The sequence below is a fragment of the Acinetobacter johnsonii ANC 3681 genome, from assembly GCF_000368805.1.
Lineage (GTDB): Bacteria > Pseudomonadota > Gammaproteobacteria > Pseudomonadales > Moraxellaceae > Acinetobacter > Acinetobacter johnsonii.
Window position 1 is genome coordinate 85,639 of the sequence record NZ_KB849707.1, and the last position, 22,440, is coordinate 108,078.

At 43.2% G+C, this 22,440-nt stretch carries 24 protein-coding genes, 1 tRNA gene and 3 pseudogenes; 22 read left to right on the forward strand and 6 right to left on the reverse strand.

All coding sequences use genetic code 11. The annotated features are described in order from the left end of the window. Nucleotides 1-5: 5 nt before the first annotated feature. Genes F946_RS14615 through F946_RS14645 form a run of 7 tightly spaced genes read left to right on the forward strand, consistent with a single transcriptional unit; the run spans nt 6 to nt 5,872 of the window. Complete coding sequence (locus tag F946_RS14615) at nt 6-1,307, forward strand: NAD(P)/FAD-dependent oxidoreductase (RefSeq protein ID WP_004983964.1); 1,302 nt, start codon at nt 6-8, stop codon at nt 1,305-1,307. Beyond that, a complete protein-coding gene (locus tag F946_RS14620; RefSeq protein ID WP_004983966.1) occupies nt 1,297-1,854 on the forward strand; it encodes a DUF3261 domain-containing protein in 558 nt (185 codons plus the stop codon). Before F946_RS14615 ends, F946_RS14620 begins: the two co-directional genes overlap by 11 nt. Further along, nucleotides 1,847-3,043, forward strand: coding sequence for a beta-ketoacyl-[acyl-carrier-protein] synthase family protein (locus tag F946_RS14625; protein ID WP_004983968.1), 1,197 nt, complete (start codon nt 1,847-1,849; stop codon nt 3,041-3,043). The genes F946_RS14620 and F946_RS14625 overlap by 8 nt, the downstream gene beginning before the upstream one ends. Further along, entirely contained in the window at nt 3,040-3,477 is a 438-nt protein-coding gene (locus F946_RS14630; RefSeq protein WP_004983971.1) for a hotdog family protein, read from the forward strand. The genes F946_RS14625 and F946_RS14630 overlap by 4 nt, the downstream gene beginning before the upstream one ends. Beyond that, the gene (locus tag F946_RS14635) at nt 3,474-4,199 is read left to right on the forward strand and encodes a 3-ketoacyl-ACP reductase FabG2 (protein WP_004983974.1); all 726 of its coding nucleotides are present in this window, start codon (nt 3,474-3,476) and stop codon (nt 4,197-4,199) included. Before F946_RS14630 ends, F946_RS14635 begins: the two co-directional genes overlap by 4 nt. After that, complete coding sequence (locus F946_RS14640; protein ID WP_004983976.1) at nt 4,199-5,419, forward strand: beta-ketoacyl-ACP synthase; 1,221 nt, start codon at nt 4,199-4,201, stop codon at nt 5,417-5,419. Before F946_RS14635 ends, F946_RS14640 begins: the two co-directional genes overlap by 1 nt. Before the next feature lie 18 nt (nt 5,420-5,437). Beyond that, nucleotides 5,438-5,872 (forward strand): hypothetical protein, encoded by a 435-nt coding sequence (locus tag F946_RS14645; protein ID WP_004983978.1) that lies wholly within the window; start codon nt 5,438-5,440, stop codon nt 5,870-5,872. A gap of 238 nt (nt 5,873-6,110) precedes the next feature. Here F946_RS14645 and F946_RS14650 read toward each other — a convergent pair. Beyond that, a tRNA-Gly gene (locus F946_RS14650) sits at nt 6,111-6,186 on the reverse strand. 221 nt (nt 6,187-6,407) lie between these two features. Between F946_RS14650 and F946_RS14655 the strand changes: the two genes are divergently transcribed. The 5 genes from F946_RS14655 (at nt 6,408) to F946_RS14675 (ending at nt 9,258) form a co-directional block, all read left to right on the forward strand. Then, a complete protein-coding gene (locus tag F946_RS14655; RefSeq protein ID WP_004983979.1) occupies nt 6,408-6,716 on the forward strand; it encodes a BolA family protein in 309 nt (102 codons plus the stop codon). 14 nt (nt 6,717-6,730) lie between these two features. Continuing rightward, entirely contained in the window at nt 6,731-7,123 is a 393-nt protein-coding gene (locus F946_RS14660) for a SirB2 family protein (protein WP_004983982.1), read from the forward strand. An 85-nt stretch (nt 7,124-7,208) separates the two neighbouring features. Next, the gene (locus F946_RS14665) at nt 7,209-8,063 is read left to right on the forward strand and encodes a ParA family protein (protein ID WP_004684373.1); all 855 of its coding nucleotides are present in this window, start codon (nt 7,209-7,211) and stop codon (nt 8,061-8,063) included. After that, the gene (locus F946_RS14670; protein WP_004983985.1) at nt 8,060-8,449 is read left to right on the forward strand and encodes a hypothetical protein; all 390 of its coding nucleotides are present in this window, start codon (nt 8,060-8,062) and stop codon (nt 8,447-8,449) included. The genes F946_RS14665 and F946_RS14670 overlap by 4 nt, the downstream gene beginning before the upstream one ends. A 215-nt stretch (nt 8,450-8,664) precedes the next feature. Next, nucleotides 8,665-9,258 (forward strand): LysE family translocator, encoded by a 594-nt coding sequence (locus tag F946_RS14675; protein WP_004983987.1) that lies wholly within the window; start codon nt 8,665-8,667, stop codon nt 9,256-9,258. Here F946_RS14675 and F946_RS14680 read toward each other — a convergent pair. Then, the gene (locus tag F946_RS14680) at nt 9,255-9,899 is read right to left on the reverse strand and encodes a DedA family protein (RefSeq protein WP_004684377.1); all 645 of its coding nucleotides are present in this window, start codon (nt 9,897-9,899) and stop codon (nt 9,255-9,257) included. The genes F946_RS14675 and F946_RS14680 overlap by 4 nt on opposite strands. 194 nt (nt 9,900-10,093) lie before the next feature. Between F946_RS14680 and F946_RS14685 the strand changes: the two genes are divergently transcribed. From F946_RS14685 to guaA, 3 genes and pseudogenes are all read left to right on the forward strand, one after another. Beyond that, nucleotides 10,094-10,510: a DoxX family protein gene (locus F946_RS14685; RefSeq protein ID WP_004983990.1), complete on the forward strand. Its 417-nt coding sequence runs from the start codon at nt 10,094-10,096 to the stop codon at nt 10,508-10,510. A gap of 111 nt (nt 10,511-10,621) precedes the next feature. Further along, nucleotides 10,622-10,986, forward strand: a pseudogene (locus tag F946_RS14690) (NirD/YgiW/YdeI family stress tolerance protein). 147 nt (nt 10,987-11,133) lie between these two features. Beyond that, a complete protein-coding gene (gene guaA, locus F946_RS14695) occupies nt 11,134-12,702 on the forward strand; it encodes a glutamine-hydrolyzing GMP synthase (RefSeq protein ID WP_004983995.1) in 1,569 nt (522 codons plus the stop codon). Nucleotides 12,703-12,833: 131 nt separating this feature from the next. Here the strand turns inward: guaA and F946_RS14700 are convergent, their stop codons facing one another. Then, nucleotides 12,834-13,271: a hypothetical protein gene (locus tag F946_RS14700; protein WP_004983997.1), complete on the reverse strand. Its 438-nt coding sequence runs from the start codon at nt 13,269-13,271 to the stop codon at nt 12,834-12,836. 31 nt (nt 13,272-13,302) lie between these two features. Between F946_RS14700 and F946_RS14705 the strand changes: the two are divergent. From F946_RS14705 to F946_RS14725, 5 genes and pseudogenes are all read left to right on the forward strand, one after another. Beyond that, nucleotides 13,303-13,617 (forward strand): annotated as a pseudogene (locus F946_RS14705) (restriction endonuclease); the annotation flags it as partial. A 211-nt stretch (nt 13,618-13,828) separates the two neighbouring features. Further along, the gene (locus tag F946_RS14710) at nt 13,829-14,776 is read left to right on the forward strand and encodes a pirin family protein (RefSeq protein WP_004984002.1); all 948 of its coding nucleotides are present in this window, start codon (nt 13,829-13,831) and stop codon (nt 14,774-14,776) included. Nucleotides 14,777-14,881: 105 nt separating this feature from the next. Further along, nucleotides 14,882-15,280 (forward strand): annotated as a pseudogene (locus F946_RS14715) (OsmC family protein). 132 nt (nt 15,281-15,412) lie between these two features. Further along, a complete protein-coding gene (locus F946_RS14720) occupies nt 15,413-16,054 on the forward strand; it encodes a glutathione S-transferase family protein (protein ID WP_004984007.1) in 642 nt (213 codons plus the stop codon). A gap of 14 nt (nt 16,055-16,068) precedes the next feature. Beyond that, nucleotides 16,069-16,671, forward strand: a complete 603-nt coding sequence (locus tag F946_RS14725) for an alpha/beta fold hydrolase (RefSeq protein ID WP_035327206.1) — start codon at nt 16,069-16,071, stop codon at nt 16,669-16,671. Nucleotides 16,672-16,701: 30 nt separating this feature from the next. On the opposite strand, the gene F946_RS14730 is transcribed toward F946_RS14725, so the two are convergent. Together F946_RS14730 and argS are read right to left on the reverse strand one after the other, a co-directional pair. Continuing rightward, nucleotides 16,702-17,304 (reverse strand): SPOR domain-containing protein, encoded by a 603-nt coding sequence (locus F946_RS14730; protein ID WP_004684390.1) that lies wholly within the window; start codon nt 17,302-17,304, stop codon nt 16,702-16,704. A 278-nt stretch (nt 17,305-17,582) separates the two neighbouring features. After that, on the reverse strand, nt 17,583-19,388 hold the full coding sequence (gene argS / locus F946_RS14735; protein WP_004984011.1) for an arginine--tRNA ligase: 1,806 nt from the start codon (nt 19,386-19,388) through the stop codon (nt 17,583-17,585). 177 nt (nt 19,389-19,565) lie between these two features. On the opposite strand from argS, the gene F946_RS14740 reads away from it, so the two are divergent. Beyond that, a complete protein-coding gene (locus F946_RS14740; protein ID WP_004684392.1) occupies nt 19,566-19,850 on the forward strand; it encodes a DUF2798 domain-containing protein in 285 nt (94 codons plus the stop codon). A gap of 8 nt (nt 19,851-19,858) precedes the next feature. Here the strand turns inward: F946_RS14740 and F946_RS14745 are convergent, their stop codons facing one another. After that, the gene (locus tag F946_RS14745; RefSeq protein WP_035327183.1) at nt 19,859-20,458 is read right to left on the reverse strand and encodes a hypothetical protein; all 600 of its coding nucleotides are present in this window, start codon (nt 20,456-20,458) and stop codon (nt 19,859-19,861) included. Nucleotides 20,459-20,731: 273 nt separating this feature from the next. On the opposite strand from F946_RS14745, the gene F946_RS14750 reads away from it, so the two are divergent. Then, nucleotides 20,732-22,432, forward strand: a complete 1,701-nt coding sequence (locus F946_RS14750; protein WP_004984015.1) for an NAD-dependent malic enzyme — start codon at nt 20,732-20,734, stop codon at nt 22,430-22,432. Nucleotides 22,433-22,440: the final 8 nt, after the last annotated feature.

Consider the following 22,440-nt stretch of genomic DNA (forward strand, 5'->3'; position numbering starts at 1 on the left):
GTGCAATGAGCACCATGCAACAGACAGATGTTTTAATTATTGGGGCGGGACCATCAGGCAGTTCAGCCGCAGCTTTGCTGCGCCAAAAAGGCCATCAGGTCACCGTGATTGAAAAGCAATATTTTCCGCGTTTTTCCATTGGTGAGTCTTTATTGCCGCAGTGTATGGTGTTTTTAGAAGAAGCGGGTTTGTTGGAGACAGTGCGTGCCCATGCCGATGAATATGCCTTTCAGTTCAAAAATGGCGCGGCTTTTTTAAGAGGCACACAGCGTAGTTTTTATGACTTTACTCAAAAGTTTAGTGAAGGCCCAGGAACCACATGGCAGGTACGACGTGCCAATTTTGACCAACTTTTGGCACAGCAAGCTGAAAAAATGGGGGCGGACATCCGTTTTGGTCATGAAGTTTTGGCGGTCGATGTGGCATCTACACAACCGATTTTGACGGTGAAAGGTGAGCAAGGCGACAGCTATCAAATTCAAGGCAAGTTCCTCTTAGATGCCAGCGGCTTTGGCCGCATTTTGCCGAAGTTTCTTGACTTAGAAAGCCCATCGGATTTTCCCGTGCGCCGTGCGGTCTTTACCCACATTGAAGACGGTCTATTGAATGACCCTGAGTTTGACCGCGAGAAAATTTTAATTACTGTGCATGAAAAAGACCACCGTGCGTGGTATTGGCTAATTCCCTTTGCTGATGGACGCTCTTCATTTGGCATTGTGGCGGAGCAAGATTTCTTTGAAAAATATGGTTATGACGGCAGTGCGGACTATGACTTAGAAGCCTTACAGAAGCGTATTTTGGCCGATGATGCCAGCTTGTCGTATGTGTTACGTCATGCCAAACATGATACTCCTGTCCGTACTTTGGTGGGCTACTCTGCCGATGTGAAACACTTGGCATCTGAAAACTATGCACTACTGGGCAATGCGGGTGAGTTCCTCGATCCTGTCTTTTCTTCAGGGGTAACCATTGCCTTAAAATCTTCCAGTCTAGCAGTGCCATTGGTCGAGCAAGTGTTGCAAGGTCAGACGGTAGACTGGATGGAGCAATATGAAAAGCCGCTACGTAAAGGCATTCAAGTGTTCCGTGCCTATGTCGAATCATGGTATTCAGGTGAGTTTCAGGATGTGGTATTTTCGACTCAGCAGGATGAAAAAATTCGCCGTATGATTGCATCTTTACTGGCAGGTTATGCATGGGATACGAGCAACCCGATTCATCGCAATGCCAAGCAACGTTTGAGCACTTTGGCCGAATATTGCCGAGAAGAACAACCTAAAAAAGAGTCGCTGACCGATGAAACTTAAGCTGCGTTTAAAGACCGTCAGTTGGGTTTTAGCCAGTGCGCTGCTCTGTAGTGCCTGTCAAAGTTGGATTCCCAAAGCGCAGGGACTCGCGACTCCGCAGTGGGCTGCGCAGAATTACCAGCGTCAAGACCAAATTGAAGTGCAGTGGAAAACCCAGAGTTTCAGCTTTTTACTGTACCAACAACAGCGAGGACAGTCGCTTGATATGCTGGCACTTAGCCTTACGGGACAGCAGTTATTCAAGCTCAGTTTTGATGGTCAAAAGGTAGACGTTGAACAGCGGATTGAGCCGATGAGGTTATTGCCTTTTGATTATGTGGTGCGCGATATTCTGTATGCGACCTATCCCAATTTTGCTGCGTTACATGCCGCTCAAAATGCGGTCGTACAGAAAGACGATACCATTTATATGCAGCAACAGCCCGTGTTGAAAATTCAGCAAAATGAGGGGGCAATTGAGCTAGATAATTTGCAAGTGCCTTATCAGATGGTCATCAGTGCGGTGAGCAATACTTTAGAAGATGATCAAGGTGACCATCATGACTAAAAAACTACAGCATGTTTCAGCTGTTGGCATTCAGTTCAGTACGGCGCTATCGGCTTTGGGACAAAATGCCGCTGAGCTTCAACATGCCTTAACAAGCACCAAAAATACCTTATCCCAACGAGAGGATCTGATCGCGGGGCGAACGGTCTGGGTCGGTGCATCTGACCAAGCCTTGCTTCAAGCAGTTCCTGCAAGCTTAAGCAGTGCAGACTCACGGAATTTACGCTTTACCCTGACGGCTTTGACACACATTGAAACCGAGATTCGTGCCTATACTGCACAGTTCCCTAAACAACGTCTCGCTGTGATTATTGGCACGTCAACCTCAGGCATCGCGGATAATGAGCCTACTTTAAAAGCGCAGTTTCAACAGCCAGCGCCGCAGTCTGTACAGCACCAAAAGCAAGAAATGGGCAGTTTAGCGAAAGCCTTACAACAGTATTTGGGCTGGGAAGGGCCTGCTTATACCATTTCTACCGCTTGTTCCTCGGCAGCCAAAGCACTTGCAGCGGGGCAACGTCTGCTGAATGCCGATTTGGCTGATGCAGTCTTAGTGGGTGGAGTCGATACCCTATGCAAGCTGACCTTAAATGGTTTTGATAGTTTAGAAAGCTTATCGAGCGGAATTTGCCAGCCCTGTGGTGCCAACCGTGACGGCATTAATATTGGTGAAGCCGCAGGACTGTTTTTACTCTCTAAAGCGCCTGCCCCTGTGATGTTACTGTCGAGCGGCGAGTCAATGGATGCATGGCATATTTCAGCACCGCATCCAGAAGGAAAAGGGGCTGCGGAGGCGATGCAAAAAGCTTTAGACGCTGCACAGCTGCAAGCAAGCGATATTGATTATTTAAATTTGCATGGCACATCCACACCGCAAAATGATGCGATGGAAATGAAGGCGGTACAGACTGTTTTCTCTGATGCAGCTGTGGCCTTGAGCAGCACCAAACATAAAACGGGGCATTGTCTGGGGGCAGCGGGTGCAATTGAAGCCTTTATTTGCCAGCAGGTTTTATTAGATCAATCTTGGTTGCCGCTACATCATTCCGGTGAATTGGACGAGGCTTTGGCTAGGCAAAACTATGTGCTTACACCGCATTTGAAGACATCCATTCGCTATGCGATGAGTAATTCTTTTGCTTTTGGGGGGAGCAATATTAGTTTAATTTTCGGGACGGCTTTGTCATGATGGACGCAGTACAGTTTATTCCGCATGCGAAACCGATGGTTTTCGTGAGCCATTTGATTGAAGCCAATGATGAATTTGCTATTGCAGAACTTCACATCACGCCAGATTTGATGTTTTGTGAGCCAGAAGGCTTGTCCACATGGAGCAGCATTGAGTTGATGGCGCAGACCATTAGTGCCTATGCCGGTTATAAAGGGCAAACTCAGGGCTTGCCACCGAAAATTGGCTTTTTATTGGGAACGCGTAAAATGCAGTTGCCTTGTGCCTATTTTAGTTTGGGTACAATCGTGCGGATTCGAGTAGAACAAAGTTATCTGCACGAAGGTTTGGGGCAGTTTAATTGTGAAATTGAATATCAAGAACATCGGTTCAGCGCCATGTTGAGCGTATTTGAGCCTGAAAATATGAATGAAATCATTGGAAAATTAGTGTGAACAGAAGAATTTTAGTCACGGGTTCGAGTCGTGGAATAGGTAAAGCGATTGCTTTGGAGTTGGCAAAGGCAGGCTTTGATGTCACGGTGCATGCCCGTTCAAGACAGTCTGAGGCTGAAGCCGTGGCTCAGGAGATTCAAGCGCTTGGGCAGGCCAGCCATGTGTTGATGTTTGATGTGAATGAGCGTGAAAAGATTGCTGCTATTTTAGAGCAAGATATAGCACAGCATGGCGCTTTTTATGGTGCGGTGTTGAATGCAGGACTAACCCGTGATGGTGCTTTCCCCGCACTAACCGATGAAGACTGGGATGATGTGGTCTCGACCTCTCTGAACGGTTTTTATAATGTGCTGAAACCTCTGATGATGCCGATGATTCGCTTGAAAAAGGGCGGACGTATTGTGACCTTGTCTTCAGTGTCTGGGATCATGGGTAACCGAGGTCAGGTGAACTATAGTGCTGCCAAAGCAGGCTTGATTGGTGCGACCAAAGCATTGGCACTGGAATTGGCCAAACGCAAAATTACGGTGAACTGTGTGGCTCCGGGCTTGATTGAAACCGAAATGGTCACGGAAGAAGTTAAAGAACATGCTTTGAAAATGATCCCGATGCAACGCATGGGACAGGTGGAAGAAGTCGCGAAAGTGGTGAAGTTTTTATGCAGTGATGATGCCAGTTATATCACCCGCCAAGTAATTTCAGTCAATGGAGGCTTGATCTAATGAAACGTGTTGTTGTGACAGGCATGTCAGGGATTACCTCTTTGGGTGAAACCGCAGAGCAAATTTTTGAGCAATTTGCACTAGGCAAAAGCGGCATTCGCTATATGCCTGACTGGGAGATTTATTCCGATTTACGCAGTAAATTGGCCGGGCCTGTTGAGTCTTTTACCGTACCCAAGCATTTTAACCGCAAGGTTACTCGAGGTATGGGACGTGTTGCTTTAATGTCCGCTGTATGTGCTGAAAAAGCATTGGAAGATGCAGGATTACTGCATGCGGATATCTTAAAAAGTGGCGATGCAGGGGTGGCCTTTGGTTCCTCTGCGGGCAGTGTGGATGCCGTACGTGAGTTTGGCTCGATGTTGATTGAGCACAATATGAGCCAACTGAATGCCACAACCTACATTCGTATGATGTCGCATACCAGTGCGGTCAATATGACGGTGTATTTTGGTTTAAAGGGTTTAACCCTACCAACCTCAAGTGCTTGTACTTCAGGTTCTATGGCCATTGGTCAAGCTTATGAAGCGATCAAATATGGCAAACAAACCGTGATGATTGCAGGCGGGGCAGAAGAACTCAGTGCCGCGGGTTCAGCCGTGTTTGATGTCCTGTTAGCAACCAGTGTGCAAAATGATCGACCTGAGACAACCCCGCGTCCGTTTGATGCAAATCGGGATGGTTTGGTGGTTGGTGAAGGCGCAGGCTGTTTGATTTTAGAAGAATATGAACATGCTCAAGCGCGCGGGGCCACCATTTATGCTGAGATCGTTGGCTATGGCAGTAATACCGATGGTCAGCATGTAACTCGACCTGATTCTGAAATGATGGGCCGTTGTATGCAGTTGGCATTGAAAGATGCACAGCTTACTGCCGCGGATATTGATTATGTCAATGCGCATGGCACTTCGACCGATCAGGGGGATATTGCAGAATCACAAGCAACCGCGCGCATCTTGGGGAAAAAGCCGATCAGCTCATTAAAAAGTTATTTTGGGCATACGCTCGGGGCGTGCGGCGCCATTGAGGCATGGCTGAGTATTGAAATGATGAGACGCAATCAGTTGGTGCCTACACTGAATTTAGATCAGATTGACAGCGCTTGTGGTGATCTGGATTATATCGTTTCAGATATGCGTTCAGCAGAAACGCAAATGGTGATGAGCAACAATTTTGCTTTTGGGGGGATTAATACCTCCCTGATTTTTAAACGTATCTAATAAGATAAGGGTAGAACCATGTTATTCAAAAATATTTGTGCAGTCGCTGTGTTGTCTTTAGGAGCGATTGCATCGGCTCAAGCTGCAGACAGAATGTATGATTTTAAGTTTCAAGAAGCTGTAAACCGTGCTGTTGCAGATGGGGTACTCGATGGTTCAGTGAAGTTTTATTTGGCGGGAACCAAGTCGGGCGGTAAAGTGATTGAAAAAGGCCTAGTGACCAATAAAAAGACCAATGGTTTTGCTAAATCTGCGGAAAGTTCATGTGATCACGTACTTCGTTCGGCATTGATTCAATTTCAAAATACCGCCAAAGCTAATGGTGCAAATGCTGTGACTAATCTGGTGAGTTTCTATAAGTCGAATGAAACACGTAGTATGACGACTTATCAATGCGCGAAAGGTACAGCACTCGCGGGTGTGGCGTTGAAAGGGGATTTGGTGAAGTTTTAATGTGTTTGAATGCGTGAGATGAATTTCCAAATAAGAACAATCTAATTCCAAGTTCATTGTATAGCAGCAGTATTAGGATGGATTCTTACAACGAGGGATGCTCTATTTTTAGACATCCCTCGTTGGTTCGATGTCTTAATTCAGCATTTTTTGATTGTCAGAGTTAGTATACTAATTTGAGTAAGGTTCAGAAATGCATAAAAAAGCCCCCATCTTTCGATGAGGGCTTTTTTGAATTTGGAGCGGGAAACGAGACTCGAACTCGCGACCCCAACCTTGGCAAGGTTGTGCTCTACCAACTGAGCTATTCCCGCATAGCGCTGTATGATACAGCAAGCAAGTTCAGGGTCAATAGCTTTATGAAAAAGCTGAGTTTAATTGCATAAAATAAAGCCAGTTTTAGACGATGCCTTGAGATTTTTTTAACTTTTGCTCGTGAAAAGTTGTGCCTCATGCTAGCTGAAAGGGTTTTATGCATTCAACATCTTGAAGGAACAGGTATACTCTGAACGAATCATTATTTTTGGAGACAGGTATGAGCTTGGAGCAGCAATTGATTGAACGCTTACAACAGCTTTCCCCATCACATTTAGAAGTCGTGAATGAATCTTCTGGTCATGGCGGCTATTTTCCAGGTAAAGAATCACATTTTAAAGTGATCGTGGTGAGTGAGATTTTTGCGGGATTACGCTTAGTTCAGCGCCATCAAAAAATTTATGCGGTAGCAGGAGACTTACTCAGTCCTGGTAAAATTTATGCTTTGGCTATACATGCTTTTTTACCCGAGGAGTGGCAAGGACAAGACACTTCTAGTCCAAATTGTGCACATGCCCCGAAAAGCTAAGCAGAGATTCAGTCATGGAAACACAATTATTGATTAAGATCGTGCATATGAGTGCGGTCAGCTTGGCATGTGTCGTGATTTTGGCGCGTGCCATGACGCTATTTAAAGGCGTCCAAGGCAATCAGCCTAATCCAGCGGGTCGAACGGCTTTTGTTGCTCTTCAGCATTTAAGTATGCTGGTGATTGTACTGACCGGGATTGTCCTTTTAGTGATGAAAAACTTTGATGTGCAAACATGGTTTTATGCCAAAGTGGTTTTATTTTTAGTGATGTTGTCCGCTTTGTCGAAGGCTTATAAAAAAGAAGACAGCATTTTACTTACACAGCGCCGAGCGGGCTTATTCTTGGCCGTGGTTGCGATGATATCCATTTTAGGTTTAGTCATGATTAAACCAAACTTTGGCTAATTGTTAGACATAATCATCGGCACAGCGATTGTTCTGCGCTACACTGCTATCTATAGCGGAAAAATAACAAGAGGGAGGGGATTTCATGCATACACGTGTGGTATTTAATCAAAAAGGTGGTGTCGGTAAATCCAGTATTGCAGTGAATTTGGCGGCAATTAGTGCACATCAAGGCTTAAAAACCTTACTGATTGATCTCGATCCGCAAGCGAATTCGAGTCAGTATGTGCTGGGCGATGACGCAACGTATTCGGCAGACAAACCAGCTTTAGAACCCAATATTGAAAACTATTTTGAAGAAGTGCTTGGAACGACTCAAAATAAAAGTCTATTGGGCAGTGCCATTGGTTCGATCCTCAAAGGACGAGCTAAAGGCTTAGAAAGTTATGTACACCAATCCCCTTTTAAAAATTTGGATGTGATTCCAGCCAGCCCAAGCCTCGGGGCATTGGCTTATGCTTTAGAGTCAAAACATAAAATTTATAAACTGCGTGATGCGTTACAACAGCTTGCCGGAAAATATGATCGTGTCTATATCGATACACCGCCAGCCTTTAACTTCTTTACTTTGTCGGCACTGATTGCAGCCAATAAAGTCCTGATTCCGTTTGATTGCGATGTCTTTTCTAAACGTGCACTGCAAACTTTGATCGAAAATGTGCTCGAAACTCAAGACGATCATAATGATCATTTGGAAATTGAAGGCATTGTGGTGAATCAGTTCCAAGCGCAGGCCAAACTTCCGCGTGAAGTGGTGCAACAGCTGAAGGATGAAGGTCTTCCTGTACTAGAAAGTATGTTGCCCCCATCGGTGCTGATGAAAGAATCGCATCACAAAAATTTACCCTTAATTCATTTGGCACACGATCATAAATTGACGCAGGCCTATCAATCATTGTTCAATGAGATTGAGAATAATAAATTGCGAGATTCGGCATGAAAAAGATCACAATTGCTTTTTTAATGGGCAGCACGCTGTTATTGAGCGCCTGTGCCACAACGGTTAAACCGACTTATGTCTCTCCTACACAGTATCAAGCTTTGAACTGCCAACAGTTACAAGCGGAATATAATCGGATTCAGCAACATTTAGATGAAGGTGTACCCACTGCAAAACGTACTGGTATGGGTGTAGGTGTAGGGCTGGGCGGCGGTTGGAGTCATGGTGGCGGTTGGGGCTTTGGTCCAAGCGTTTCAGTGAATATGGGACAATCATCGAATACCAAAAAAACTGAAATTTCACGACTTTTGGGTCAGCAAGAGGCGATTGTACAGGCTGCAAAATTCAAAGGCTGTGCGATTACCGTGCAAAATAAGACGAATTAATGCCGCATTTATTCATCCTGCTGAAGGGTTCAACCTTTCAGCATTCATTAAAATCTTAGCAAAATGTTTCGAAAATAATTTCTATAAAACAATGGACTATCGTTTTAATACGCACTTTTTTACCTCATGGGTTCTGTGTTTTTTTCCGCTTTGACTTGAGGAAACCGCTCTTTTTCGGCTAAATTGCGCATCTTTAATGCTGTTGTTGGATGTCTATGATTGAGAGTTGGCTGTTTGTATTGGCAATGATTGCTGTCTTGATGATTCCGGGACCAACCAATGCTTTACTCGCAAGCTCTGCACATCAGCAAGGTCTGGTGAAGACCAGCTTACTTGTACCCGCAGAACTGTTTGGGTATTTCTATGCCATCAATTTATGGGCACTCCTGATTCATCTTAGTACACCGACTTGGCCTTATCTGATTGATCTTTTACATGCACTGAGCGCAGTCTATGTGTTCTGGTTGGCTTTTCATTTATGGAAAAGCTCACACTTAGAAAAGCATAATCAACGTTTTACCTCGATTCGACCTAAACAATTGTTTTTTTCTACTTTGAAAAATCCGAAAGCGGTCTTATTTGCTGCGGGTATTTTTCCCTATGAAGCCTGGGATAATCCCACCAATTTCTTTTTGGTGTTTGCGGTGTTTAGTCTGGTGTTATTGCCAACGGCACTGTTCTGGATGTCTTTTGGCCGTGCCATTTTATCGGGTGAGTCCAAACAAATAAAAGCCGATCTCTTATATAAAGGATCGGCCATGTTGTTGGTGGTGTGTATGTTTCCCGTGATTCTACGTTTTTTTGCTTAAGCTTCAGTGGTTGATTTTTTCTTTAATTTGGCACGAATAAAACCAATGATCCCCGGCAAGACACTAATAATAATAATGCCGAAAATCAGATGCGTGAAATTGTCTTTGACCACAGGCACATTACCAAAAATATAGCCTAAAGTAATGAATGATCCAATCCAGCAGAATGCTCCAATCAGGTTATAAGACAGGAAAAATTTGTAGTCCATTTTTCCTGCACCTGCTACAAAAGGTGCAAAAGTCCGCGCAAAAGGGATAAAACGCGCAAAAATAATAGTTTTACCACCATGTTTTTCAAAGAATTTTTGTGTATTAATTAGGTGTTGTTTATTGATGAAACGTGACTCGATTTCAAAAACACGCGGTCCAATATAACGGCCAATGTGATAATTCAGCGTATCGCCCAGTACGGCTGCGATAAAAAGTAAAACACCAAGAGTCCACGGATTCATTGCACCTGTGGATGCTGCTAAGGCACCTGCGGCAAACAATAAACTGTCGCCGGGTAGGAACGGCATGACCACCAAACCTGTTTCCACAAAGATGATGAGAAACAAAATTGCATAAATCCAAACCCCATAGTTGGTGATAAACTCAAGCAGATGGTCATCGACATGTAATATAAAATCAATCAGTTCCATGGGGCACAAATAAGCAAAAGAGTGCGGAAATCCTAGCAGTCTCGTTATCAGAAGTCAGTATTAAAACGTAAATAAATTTAGCTACTGGTGTTCTTATTTTGAAACGATGCGTGATGAAAATGGATATTTATTCTAAAAATAGAGAACATTAAGATAGCTACAACTTCAAATAAAACGTATTTAAAGGTGTAAAAATGTTTAATTCAAATGTTGTGGTCAAAAATATTGTCAATCAACCCAATACCGATGCAGTTTTAGCTTTAATTGCCCGTGTACTGATGGCTTATATTTTCCTTGTTGCAGGCTGGGGAAAAATTTCAGCTTATAGCGCAACTGTAGGGTATATGGAGTCTATGGGTGTTCCCGGAGCGCTATTACCTTTAACCATTTTAGTTGAGTTTGGTGGTGGCTTAGCGCTGTTATTTGGTTTTCAAGCCCGCTTTGCTGCGTTTGGCTTAGGTCTGTTTAGTATGATTACCGCGTTTATTTTTCACGATGGCGCGCAAGACAGCATTAACTTTATGAAAAACTTTGCTATGACGGGTGGTTTATTTTTTCTAATGCTGCATGGTGCTGGAAAAATGAGTCTAGATCATCTGATTGAAAAATAATTCAAAATGAAAAGCAGCATTCACGATGCTGCTTTTTTATTTACAAAAAAGTACGGTGTGGACGTCCATTTTTTGTTTTGATCAAGATCAATAAAACATGAGGAAAATAAGATGAAAAATCTTTTTAAAATAGGGTTATGTATTACAAGTTTAAGTCTTGCCGCTGGTGCATGGGCTAAAGATGACCATATCATTTTACAAGAAGCAGCAAAGAATCATGTCTCTGTGTCAGCCATTGCAAAGCTCAAAGATGAAACGGCGGTCACTTTAAAGGGACACTGCTGAAACATCTCAATGAAGACCACTACGAGTTCAGCGATGGTACAGGGGTTATTTTGTTGGATATTGATGACGATTTATGGAAAGCATCTAATATTAAAGCAGGCGATAAAGTGCAGGTTGTGGGCGAGGTCGATACACATCGTTATAAACCGACGGATATTGAAGTCGTTAAAATAGAAAAAGTTTTGAAATAAACATCAGGCACGCGAAAGCGTGCTTTTCGATATAAAAACCATTGGATTTTAAGCGTTGTATAAAGCTTGTCCGAATTATGTGCGTTATGCGCGGGAAAATGCTAGAATACGGCGCTTATATTCGTTTGCCTTTCATAGTTGTTTGTCATGACTACCAATACTCAAATTACTGAAGATCGTATCCTTATTTTGGATTTCGGTTCTCAATATAGCCAGCTTATTGCACGCCGCGTACGTGAAGCTGGTGTATATTCTGAAATGTATGCCTATGACATGTCTGAAGAAGACATTCGTGCATTTAATCCAAACGGTATCATCTTGTCAGGTGGTCCTGAGAGCGTACACGAAGAAGGCAGCCCACGTGCGCCAGAAGTTGTGTTCAACTTAGGTGTACCAGTTTTGGGTATTTGCTATGGCTTACAAACCATGTCTGCACAGCTTGGCGGTAAAGTTGAGCCGGGTACAGTACATGAATTCGGTTATGCCGAAGTAAACATCCAAGTTCGTGACAAGTTGATTGGTGATCTTGAAGACACCAAAGACCAACTTAAAGTCTGGATGAGCCATGGTGACAAAGTGACAGCGATTCCTGAAGGTTTCCAAATCACTGCGAGCACACCAAGCTGTCCAGTGGCGATGGTTTCTGATGAAACGCGTCGTTTTTACGGGATTCAGTTCCACCCAGAAGTAACGCACACTGCAAAAGGTGCAGAGTTATTATCTAACTTTGTACACAGCATTTGTGGCTGTCGTAGCCTGTGGAACTCTGAAAACATCATTGACTTACGCGTTGAACAATTACGTCAACAAATTGGCGATCAAAAAGTTCTTTTAGGTCTGTCGGGTGGTGTTGATTCATCAGTGGTTGCTGCGCTTTTACACCGTGCGATTGGCGATCAATTGACTTGTGTATTCGTTGACAACGGCCTACTTCGTTTGAACGAAGGCGAGCAAGTGATGGACATGTTTGCGAAAAACATGGGTATCCGTGTGATTCGTGCCGATGCTGAAGATCGTTTCTTGACTGCACTTGCTGGTGAGGTTGATCCTGAGAAGAAACGTAAAATCATTGGTCGTGAGTTCATTGAAGTTTTTGCTGAAGAAGCGCGTAAACTTGATGGCGTAAACTTCCTTGCTCAAGGTACGATTTACCCAGACGTGATCGAATCTGCTGCAACCAAAAATGGTAAAGCTCATGTGATTAAATCTCACCACAATGTGGGCGGTTTACCAGATGACTTGGCTTTTGAATTGGTTGAGCCAATCCGTGATTTGTTTAAAGATGAAGTACGTCGTTTAGGTACAACTTTAGGTTTACCGTTTGAAATGCTATATCGTCACCCATTCCCAGGTCCAGGTTTGGGCGTGCGTATTTTGGGTGAAGTGAAGAAAGAATATGCAGACATTTTACGTCTTGCAGATGACATCTTCATGCAAGAGCTTCGTGCCAGCGGTTGGTATGATAAAACTGCGCAAGCCTTTGCTGTATTCCAACCTGTGAAATCTGTTGGCGTCGTAGGTGATGGTCGTCGTTATGCATGGGTGATTGCACTTCGTGCCGTTGAAACGGTTGACTTTATGACAGCGCGTTTCGCACATCTTCCTTATGATTTGGTTGATAAAATTTCGACTCGTATCATGAACGAAATTAAAGATGTTTCTCGTGTGGTTTATGACGTGTCGTCTAAGCCACCGGCAACGATTGAATGGGAATAAAACTGGGGTTTCAAGCAGCAACGCTGCTTGCCAGTTTTACGCCAAGCGCTCTGCGTGCGGCAGTTGACGAAAATTACTTTTTGAAAAAAGGACGCTTAGGCGTCCTTTTTTTATTTAAAAGCGTCAGAAATTTAATGAACGGAGAAGTAAGGTTCTAAGAGACTAAAGAGCTTCTTATTTAATGTTGCTGAGTGATATTTACCATTTTCTACCCATGATGCACTTTCAAGCCAATTAGTACTCTCTTGCACAATTTTTACTAAAGTATCATGGTCAATTAGACACCACCCTTTATCAATTGGAAAAGCTATATGTAAGTTTTTATTTATATACTTTTTATCAATCGTAATGCGGCTTTTTAGCTGGATTCGTAAGGTGTCCTTCCCGTTTAAATGATATGCAAGAAAATCGGCGCCATTCCAATCATCTGATAACTTTATACAATTGAATCCGTAGTCTGCTAAATATGCCGAGATTTTCTGGAAATTATAAATTTCTTTTTGCTTAGGGGGTAATTCCGAATAGATAATTTTATTAAACATCAAGGAAAGAATATGGTTATAAGTCATTAAATTATATTTCTTTTTTTTTGGTTTTTAAATGCTCAGCGAAGACCATTTAGGTTTAGACAAAATTTATATTCAGGCTAAACGCTGGGAAAATACAGTGGGTCGGCCTGAGATACAGCAATTTAAAGGCGCACTGGCAGATCAAGTAGCTAAGAAAGGTGTCTTTATTACAACTTCCAATTTTAGTAAAGAGGCGATGGAGTCGGCTAAAAGATCAGGCATTGTTTTAATTGATGGTAATAAATTAACAGCTCTCATGATTGAATTTGGTTTAGGTGTTCAAGTGGAGCGTAGTTTTCATATCTATAAAATTGATCAAGATCGTTTTGATGAAGAAAACTTTTGATTTTTCCTAAGTCATTGCTTTCCATCGCCTCTAAAACACACCTTATAAAGATGTAACAACATTTTTACATCCATGCATTGCCTTGTAGTTAGGTTTTGAAAACACAAGATATTGTCCCAAGTTTAAGAATCAGCATTCTATTTTTAGGGATGTGCAGTTGGGAATCTGCTTGTTATGATCTAGGACATATGGATCTGTAATGAGTAAGCACATGACGAATAATAACTATACTGAACTTTCACATTCGGATGACTGTGAAAAATACGTAAATCAATTCATTCAAGAGTTTCCACTGAGAAGTGCTGAAATAGGCCAAGGGACGGTCATCAAGCGTGCGCTGCCAAGTCGCCATAAACGAATGATTGGTGCATGGTGTTTCTTAGATCACGCAGGCCCTGTAACCTTCCCTCAAGGGGACGGTTTAGATGTTGGCCCACATCCACATATCGGTTTGCAAACCTTTACATGGATGATTGAAGGCACCATGATGCATACCGATAGTTTGGGTAGCAAACAGCTGATTCGTCCAAAACAGGTCAACTTAATGACCGCAGGACACGGGATTTCCCATACGGAAGTCGCACCAGATACAGAAACTAAAATGCATGCAGCACAATTGTGGATTGCATTGCCTGATGCACAAATTGCTGTTGAACCACGTTTCGATCACTATCCAGAACTGCCAGTGGTGGAAAAAGATGGGGTGGAATTTACCGTTTTGGTCGGAGAGTTTTTAAATACTACCTCACCTGTGAGTGTTTATACCGAGCTGTTAGGAGTGGACTTAAGCGCAACAGAAAGCACCAAAACCCGTTTAACACTCAATCCTAACTTTGAATATGGCTTTATGGCTTTAGAAGGAACTGCTACGGTCAATGGACACGAACTGACTGAAGACAATATGGTGGTGCTCGAGCAGGGTGTAAGTGCGATTGAAATTGAAATCCATGCTGGTAGCCGCTTGTTACTGTTAGGTGGTGAACCGTTTGAAAGCCCAATTCTATTGTGGTGGAATTTTGTCGGACGGACTCAAGAAGAATTGAAAATTGCACGTGATCAGTGGATTGCGCAAGATGAACGTTTTGGTTCCATTCCTGACTATGAAGGGCCACGACTGGAAGCACCGGCATTTCCAGACCAAATGCGCGCTTCAAAATAAGTGGTTTGAATATTGCGAAAAATCGTTCAACAACAGAATAGGTGGACAGTTTCAATACTTGAAACCTATTCAAAATAATATCAATGAAAAATAGGATAATAAAAAATGGCAATAATTGCGAATGCGGAAGTCAAAACATGCGTCGAAGCATGGTCTGGTGAAGTAAGTACTGGACGACACTAATTCATTACAGATAAACCAGCGTCTTTTGGCGGTCAGGACAAAGGCCCTGCACCTTATGACTTTATTTGTACAGGTTTGATTTCCTGCACCATGATTACCCTACGTATGTATGCGCAGCACAAAGGTATTGAATTGGGGACTTTTAGTGTCGAAGCAGATTTTAATGCCAATAAAGAAGGCCGAGAATGGATCAGCCGTCGTTTGTCGTTTGAGCAAACATTGACAGAAGAAGCACGCCAAAAAATCTTAGACATCTGTCAAAAAACACCAGTCACTAAAACTTTATTACGTTCCGTCGAGATTGAAACCTCAATTGTTTAACTCGCTTGACGGTTTTTTTATAGGCGGTAAAGGATTTTGTACGACTGGATATTCATGTGTATCGACAGGTGCAAAATCCAAATTTTAGCGTAAAGTGAGTGCTAGATTTCAATTAAAACAAAAGGCACAACAATGATTACCCTGCACCATTTGGAACATTCACGCTCTTTACGCATTTTATGGGCTTTGGAAGAGTTAGGGCTTGAGTATGAGGTGAAGTTTTATAAACGCCTACCGACCTATGCTGCGCCACCTGAGTTAAAAAACATTCATCCCTTAGGTAAAGCCCCCGTTTTGACCGATGGTGATTTGGTCATAGCAGAATCTGCGGTGATTTTAGAATACTTGCAAGCCACCTACGATACGGAGCACAAGTTTAAACCGAAAAATCCAAAGGACTTAATGCAATATAACTACTGGATGCATTATGCCGAAGGCTCGTTGATGCCATATTTGGTTATGACTTTGGTGATGAATAATGTACCGAAGCATGTCCCATTTCTAATTAAACCGATTGCCAATAAAATTTGTGATGGGGTGAAAGGTGGCTTTATTAATCCACGCTTGAAAGAGCACAGTGCATATTTGGAAAATTATTTGTCTCAACATGACTATTTTGCAGGTGATTTTTCCTTTGCTGATATTCAAATGAGCTTTCCTGTGGTGGCGATGCAAGAGCGGGTAAAAGCCCATAACCCTCAAATGGTGGCTTATGCACAGCGTATTCAGCAGCGCCCAGCATTTAAAAAAGCCAAAGAGCTCAGTGGGTTCTAATGGGTGGTGATGGTTTGAACTTGATTTTCTTACCCGGTGCATCGGGCAATACGGCATTTTGGCAACCTGTTCTCCAGCACCTTCCTCAGGACGATTCAACCATGGTCGTCGCTTATCCGAGCTTTGGTGGTTATCCTGATGATGTGGATGTGCAAAGTTTTGAGAGCTTACAAGACGATGTATTGAATCAAATCCAACAGCCTTCTGTGGTCATTGCACAATCTATGGGTGGCATTTTTGCAGTACAAGCTGCCCTACAAAAACCTGAACAGGTGCGGGCCTTGGTGCTCGTGGCAACCTCAGGCGGCATTGATTTAAGTCCTTTTCAGGTGGCGGATTGGAGAGAGGATTATCAACAGAGTTTTACGGTTCCTGATTGGTTTATTCAGCATCAGTCTGATTTGACGGACAGTTTGGAGCATATCCGTTGTCCAGTTCTGCTGATTTGGGGCGATGCAGATCCGATTAGTCCTGTTGCGGTGGGGCAGTTCTTACACCATCAAATACCACATGCTGAATTGCACATCGTGTCACAGGGGCAACATGATTTGGCTTATGTGCATGCGGAACATGTTGCGCAATTGATTCAAAATTTTCTAGCCAAACTCAGAGTATAAAAAAGGATGCCGAGGCATCCTTTTTTTGTTTTAGCGTTTGACCACAATCGAATCAATCCCGCTATGTTGTAGGGTTTGCTGTGCAATCACTGCAGCTTCTTGCGAGTCATATGGCCCTGAAATCACGCGATACCATGTTTGCCCGCCTTCAACGGTTTTGACTACATCGGCAGAGAGACCATTTAAGATAATTTCTGCACGACGTGCATCGGCACTGTCAGGGTCAGGGTAGCTACGCACTTGCAATATAAAACTTGGCGCTTGCGGTGTCGGTGCTGCTTCGGTTAAACCCGGTTCAGCAGGAGTGCTTTCTTCGGCAGCAGGTGCTTCAACAATCACCACAGTGCTTGGATTATCTTTGGTTTCAGGAATGGCTTGATCAGGAATTGGCGTCACTTGCTGCTGTGGCAGTAAGTCGTAGAAACGGTAGTCTTTATTTGTTTCTTCTTGATAATGTTCCGAAGTGATTTGACCTTTCGGCTTCACTGGTGCCCAAGGCTTCCACAGTAATAGTGCTACAGCAAAACAGAGCACGATTAAAATGACCACAAGTGTACCGAGCCAAGCTGGAATCAGTGGCTTTTTGGGTTTGTTCGGTCTTTCAGATACACCGCGCTGCGTTTTTCCAAACACGTGGAAACCTCTTTTCTTCTAATCAATATGAGGGACTGGCCCATTCTTTTCTTTATTTTAGTACTTGGCCTCAAGGAATTAAAAGAGGCGTCATCGTAAAATAAAGAATCGCTTTGCAAAATTCAAGTTTCACAAAGCGAGCAATACATCAGGGTTGATATGGTTACTTCGGGCATAGCCCTGTGTCTTGCGACGATGTGCAAAGCGTTGCTTTTTACATCATTACCTCAAGCATAGCTTTCGGTCTTGCAGCCATACTTGAAGCTTTGCTTTGCTGGTTACATCGTCTCAGGTGCAGACACACCTAGTAACTCTAAACCATTACGCAAAACTTGTTGTACGTTTATTGAAAGTAATAAACGGGCTTGCGAAAGGGCAATATTCTGTTCGTCGATAATTCTTGTATTATCCAAGTTATACCAACCATGGAATAACGCTGCGAGTTCTTTCAAATAGTTACCCACTTGGTGTGGTTCATAGCTATTTGCAGCACGAAGCACAATTTCAGGATAGGCCGCAAGTTTGGCAAGAATTTCAGTTTCAGCATCAAGAGTTAATAAGGTCGCATCGTAATCAGCTGCTTTGCTACGATCAAAAGGAATGCCTTTTTCAGGTGCTTTCACATCGACCATACGATTGACACGTGCATGCGCATACTGGATGTAGTACACCGCATTGTCTTTGCTTTGTGAAACTGCAAGGTCTAAGTCAAAGTCAATGTGTTGTTCAGACTTACGCATCACGTAGTAGAAACGCGCAGCATCATTGCCCACTTCTTTACGCAGGTCACGTAAAGTCACGAACTGACCAGAACGAGATGACATTTGTACCATCTCACCACCACGCCATAGGCTGACGAACTGAACCAATAGAACGGTGAGTTTTTTCGAGTCATATCCCAAGGCATCAATGGCTGCTTTGACTCGTGAAATATAGCCATGGTGGTCTGAGCCCCAGATATCAATGATATCGGTATAGCCACGTTGTAATTTGTTCAGGTGATAAGCAATGTCAGAAGCAAAGTAAGTGGTTTGTCCATTACGACGCTTCACAACACGGTCTTTTTCATCGCCAAATTCAGTCGATTTGAACCAAATGTTGCCGTCTTTTTCGTATAAGAAACCGCGTTGTTCTAAAGTTTCTAAAGCTTCATCAATTTTGTCTGTCAATGAGGCTTCGCTGAACCATTGGTTAAAGGTTACACCAAACTCGCCCAAGTCATCTTTGATGTCATCTAAGATCGCATTCAGCGCTGCTTGGTGGAATACGCGGTAAGCTTCACCGATTAAGCTTTGTGAATTATGGATTAAACCATCAATATGCTTTTCTTTGTCGCCTGAAAGGACAACTTTATTGCCTTCAGCATCGAGTTCTTCTGCATATTGCACATCTTCAGGGACATCTTTATAGATGTCTGCCACAGGGCGGACGTAGGCATCGCCATCAGCATCGATAATGCTTTGCGCGATTTCTTTAACATAATCGCCTTGATAGGCATTTTTAGGGAAAACCAGTTCTTGGCCTGTTAATTCGAGGTAGCGTAAATAGGTGGATGTTGCAAGGATGTCCATTTGACGGCCTGCATCATTCACATAATATTCACGGTCTACCGTTGCACCTGTTGCTTCAAGCAAGGTTGCAACCGTCATCCCATAGGCTGCGCCACGACCATGACCAACGTGCAAGCTAGACGTTGGGTTGGCAGAAACGAATTCTACTTGGATTTTCTTCGCAGCATTGGCTTGCGTGCGACCAAATTGCTTGCCTTGCGCTTGAATTTGATCAAGTACAGCAAAACGTTGGTCAGCATTTAAAAAGAAGTTAATAAAGCCAGGGCCTGCGATTTCTGCTTTGCTGATGTCTGCCACTTCAGGCAGTGCAGCAAGAATTTTTTCGGCTAAATCACGTGGCTTCATACCCGCAGCTTTAGAGGCAATCATCGCGATATTGGACGCGAAATCCCCGTGGCTTCGGTCTTTGGTACGCGTCAAAGTACTGCTGTTGTTCCAGTCTGCTGGAAGGACGCCTTCAGCTTGAAGGTTTTGTACTGCGTGCTCGAGAGCTGCTTGGATTGCCGTGTTCATATTCAGTCGAAAATTTAATGTCGCAGAAAAACGCTAAATATAGCAAATTTCCACGTCTTTAGGTGAATCCATTTTCATAGAATAAAAAATGTTCAAAAACTGCTAACGATTGCGCTGCAATAAACATGAAAAGCGCAGTATGATGAGAACCAAAACGCATACTTTTAAGGATAAAACGTGTCTGAACAGCGACCGATGATCATTGGCAATATTCCCAAGTTACCAGCAAAATATGCCATGTTTATTTTGCCGTTTTTTATCTCATTTTTTATGAGTGGCATTATCTCGATGATCAATCTTTGGCGCAATTTGGGTTGGGTGGACAATTTCCTACAGGTTTGGCTGTCCGCATGGATGATGTCTTGGGTGGTGGCCTATCCTGTAGTGCTCATTGTACTGCCGATTGTGCGCCGTTTGACCGGTGTATTTGTGGATATGTCACATTTAAACCCACCCAAATAAGCCCCGTTTTAGCTATTTTCACGGCATGAAACAGGTTTGCTTAGGAGTTCCGCATTTTGGTTTTGAAAACGATACAGTTTGCTGGCATGAAAGAGCTTAATTACTTTGGCACTGGCAAGCTGTTGTTGAAAACGACTCAGGGTTTGGCGTTGAAATGGATCAAAGGGATTGCCATAGTTTTTGTTGTCGAGTAAAAACTGAATCTGTCCTGCTTCTTTATCATAGCCGTATAAGATACGTTTGCCTTGCACATCTTGAAGCTCAAAGGTAGGCGGATGACTGCTGATTTTACAATTCAGACGTAGCGAGAGCACAAAGCCTTCGGTCGATTTGTTTTGTAGCTGATAAATCCCTTGTTTTTCATTCTCCAAATAGACCCATTGGTTCAAGGGTAAATTTGCACTGAGTTGCTCATATTGCTCGATGGTGGCTTTACTGATATCGACAATGCCTTTGGGATCGATTTCAGGCAGTTTTTCGTTATGAGCAAATAGTCCTGTAATTTTATCACTCACTGTAGTTTGCGCCGTAGAAATAGATTGGCATGCTGTCATTTGCGTGATGTAAAGACACGTGAGGCTTAACAACATCAGTTTTTTGATGATCATTTTTAATATAAAGAAGAAATAAAAGCGCTAGCTTAGCTTGAGCTTTATTCAAGTTCAAATTTTATCCATGCGCTATTTGACCGAAAAGACTGCCGTAAACGTCATTTTTACGTTGAGTCGGTTTGATTTTTATTTTCAGACTAAATCGCTTTGATAATTGCATCACGCTTATAAATATCAAAAGATGCGCAAATGGCGCTAAGCTAGTAGCCGAATTAGATGCATAGATTCTCCCCATAGGTTCATCTAAATCTATGTATAACGAGATAGGTAATGACGACAGAATATTTAAAGACAAAACAACCCTTATACATCCCTTATGCGGGCAATACCTTACTTGAGTTGCCGCTGTTAAATAAAGGATCGGCGTTTACGGAAGAAGAGCGCACTCGCTTCAACTTGCATGGTTTAATTCCACATGTTGAAGAAAGTATTGAAGAACAAAGTCAGCGTTCTTATCAACAATATTGTGCTTTTAATGATGCGATCAATAAGCACATTTACTTGCGTAATATTCAAGACACCAACGAAACTTTGTTCTATCACCTCATTGAAAACCATTTAAGTGAGATGATGCCAATTATCTATACTCCAACGGTGGGTGAGGCCTGTCAGCGTTTCTCGGATATTTATCGCCGCCATCGTGGCACATTTATTTCTTATCCAGACCGTGCGCATATTGATGACATCTTGCATAACATCAACAAGAAAAATGTCAAAGTCATTGTGATTACCGACGGCGAGCGTATTTTAGGCTTGGGAGACCAAGGCATTGGCGGGATGGGTATTCCGATTGGAAAATTGTCGCTATATACCGCGTGTGGGGGTATTAGCCCTGCTTACACTTTACCAATTACCCTCGATGTCGGGACCAATAATCAGCAGTTACTGAATGACCCGATTTATATGGGTTGGAATCAACCGCGTATCAGTGGTGATGAGTACTATGCTTTTGTTGATGAGGTGATTGCTGCGATCAAGCGTCGTTGGCCGAAAGCCTTAATTCAATTTGAAGACTTCGCGCAAAATAATGCCATGCCGTTATTGAATAAGTACCGTGATGAAATCTGTTGTTTTAATGATGATATTCAAGGTACCGCAGCCGTTTCTGTGGGCAGTTTGATTGCTGCATCACGTGCGGCAGGTAAACAGCTCAAAGATCAAACTGTTGCCTTCTTAGGTGCGGGTTCAGCAGGCTGTGGGATTGCTGAGCAAATTGTTGCGCAGATGAAAGTTGAAGGTTTAACTGATGCCGAAGCGCGTGCACGCGTGTATATGGTTGATCGTTTTGGTTTAATCACTGAAAATCAGCCGAATCTACTCGATTTCCAACGTAAATTGGCGCAAAAGCCAGACGTGATAGCGGAATGGGGCAATGCTGAAGAGGTGATTTCACTGCTCGATGTCGTGAAAAATGCCAAACCTACTGTGTTGATTGGAGTATCGGGTCAGCCGGGCTTATTCACTGAAGAAGTGATTCGTACTTTGGCTTCGAATTGTGATCGTCCGATTGTGCTGCCACTGTCTAATCCAACATCGCGTGTCGAAGCGGTGCCAGCGGATATTATTCACTGGACGGACGGCAAGGCTTTGATTGCGACAGGCAGTCCTTTTGCTCCAGTCAACTATCAAGGCAAAATTTATAATATTTCGCAATGCAATAACTCGTATATCTTCCCAGGCATTGGGTTGGGCGTGATTGCGGCCAATGCAACCCGTGTGACCGATTCGATGCTGATTGCATCGAGTAATGCTTTGGCAGATTGCTCACCGTTGTTGACCAACCCTACAGCAGATTTATTGCCTGAGATTGATGAAATTCAGAAAGTCTCTAAGCTGATAGCCTTCAAAGTGGCCAAAGCAGCAATGGATGCAGGTGTAGCCCCAATTATTAGTGATGAGCAATTGCAACACGCGATTGAGAAAAACTTTTGGAAGCCAGAGTATCGTCACTATAAACGTGTTGCCTTCTAAAGCTGAAA

Bases quoted from the DNA above. Each gene is read 5' to 3' on its own strand.
- F946_RS14630 (WP_004983971.1), top strand. From the start codon at position 3,040: ATGATGGACGCAGTACAGTTTATTCCGCATGCGAAACCGATGGTTTTC.
- F946_RS14720 (WP_004984007.1), top strand. From the start codon at position 15,413: ATGATTACCCTGCACCATTTGGAACATTCACGCTCTTTACGCATTTTA.
- F946_RS14750 (WP_004984015.1), top strand. From the start codon at position 20,732: ATGACGACAGAATATTTAAAGACAAAACAACCCTTATACATCCCTTAT.
- F946_RS14675 (WP_004983987.1), top strand. From the start codon at position 8,665: ATGATTGAGAGTTGGCTGTTTGTATTGGCAATGATTGCTGTCTTGATG.
- F946_RS14710 (WP_004984002.1), top strand. From the start codon at position 13,829: ATGACGAATAATAACTATACTGAACTTTCACATTCGGATGACTGTGAA.
- F946_RS14745 (WP_035327183.1), bottom strand. From the start codon at position 20,458: ATGATCATCAAAAAACTGATGTTGTTAAGCCTCACGTGTCTTTACATC.
- F946_RS14655 (WP_004983979.1), top strand. From the start codon at position 6,408: ATGAGCTTGGAGCAGCAATTGATTGAACGCTTACAACAGCTTTCCCCA.
- F946_RS14620 (WP_004983966.1), top strand. From the start codon at position 1,297: ATGAAACTTAAGCTGCGTTTAAAGACCGTCAGTTGGGTTTTAGCCAGT.
- F946_RS14665 (WP_004684373.1), top strand. From the start codon at position 7,209: ATGCATACACGTGTGGTATTTAATCAAAAAGGTGGTGTCGGTAAATCC.
- F946_RS14625 (WP_004983968.1), top strand. From the start codon at position 1,847: ATGACTAAAAAACTACAGCATGTTTCAGCTGTTGGCATTCAGTTCAGT.
- F946_RS14700 (WP_004983997.1), bottom strand. From the start codon at position 13,271: ATGACTTATAACCATATTCTTTCCTTGATGTTTAATAAAATTATCTAT.
- F946_RS14645 (WP_004983978.1), top strand. From the start codon at position 5,438: ATGTTATTCAAAAATATTTGTGCAGTCGCTGTGTTGTCTTTAGGAGCG.
- guaA (WP_004983995.1), top strand. From the start codon at position 11,134: ATGACTACCAATACTCAAATTACTGAAGATCGTATCCTTATTTTGGAT.
- F946_RS14680 (WP_004684377.1), bottom strand. From the start codon at position 9,899: ATGGAACTGATTGATTTTATATTACATGTCGATGACCATCTGCTTGAG.
- F946_RS14640 (WP_004983976.1), top strand. From the start codon at position 4,199: ATGAAACGTGTTGTTGTGACAGGCATGTCAGGGATTACCTCTTTGGGT.
- argS (WP_004984011.1), bottom strand. From the start codon at position 19,388: ATGAACACGGCAATCCAAGCAGCTCTCGAGCACGCAGTACAAAACCTT.
- F946_RS14685 (WP_004983990.1), top strand. From the start codon at position 10,094: ATGTTTAATTCAAATGTTGTGGTCAAAAATATTGTCAATCAACCCAAT.
- F946_RS14660 (WP_004983982.1), top strand. From the start codon at position 6,731: ATGGAAACACAATTATTGATTAAGATCGTGCATATGAGTGCGGTCAGC.
- F946_RS14670 (WP_004983985.1), top strand. From the start codon at position 8,060: ATGAAAAAGATCACAATTGCTTTTTTAATGGGCAGCACGCTGTTATTG.
- F946_RS14615 (WP_004983964.1), top strand. From the start codon at position 6: ATGAGCACCATGCAACAGACAGATGTTTTAATTATTGGGGCGGGACCA.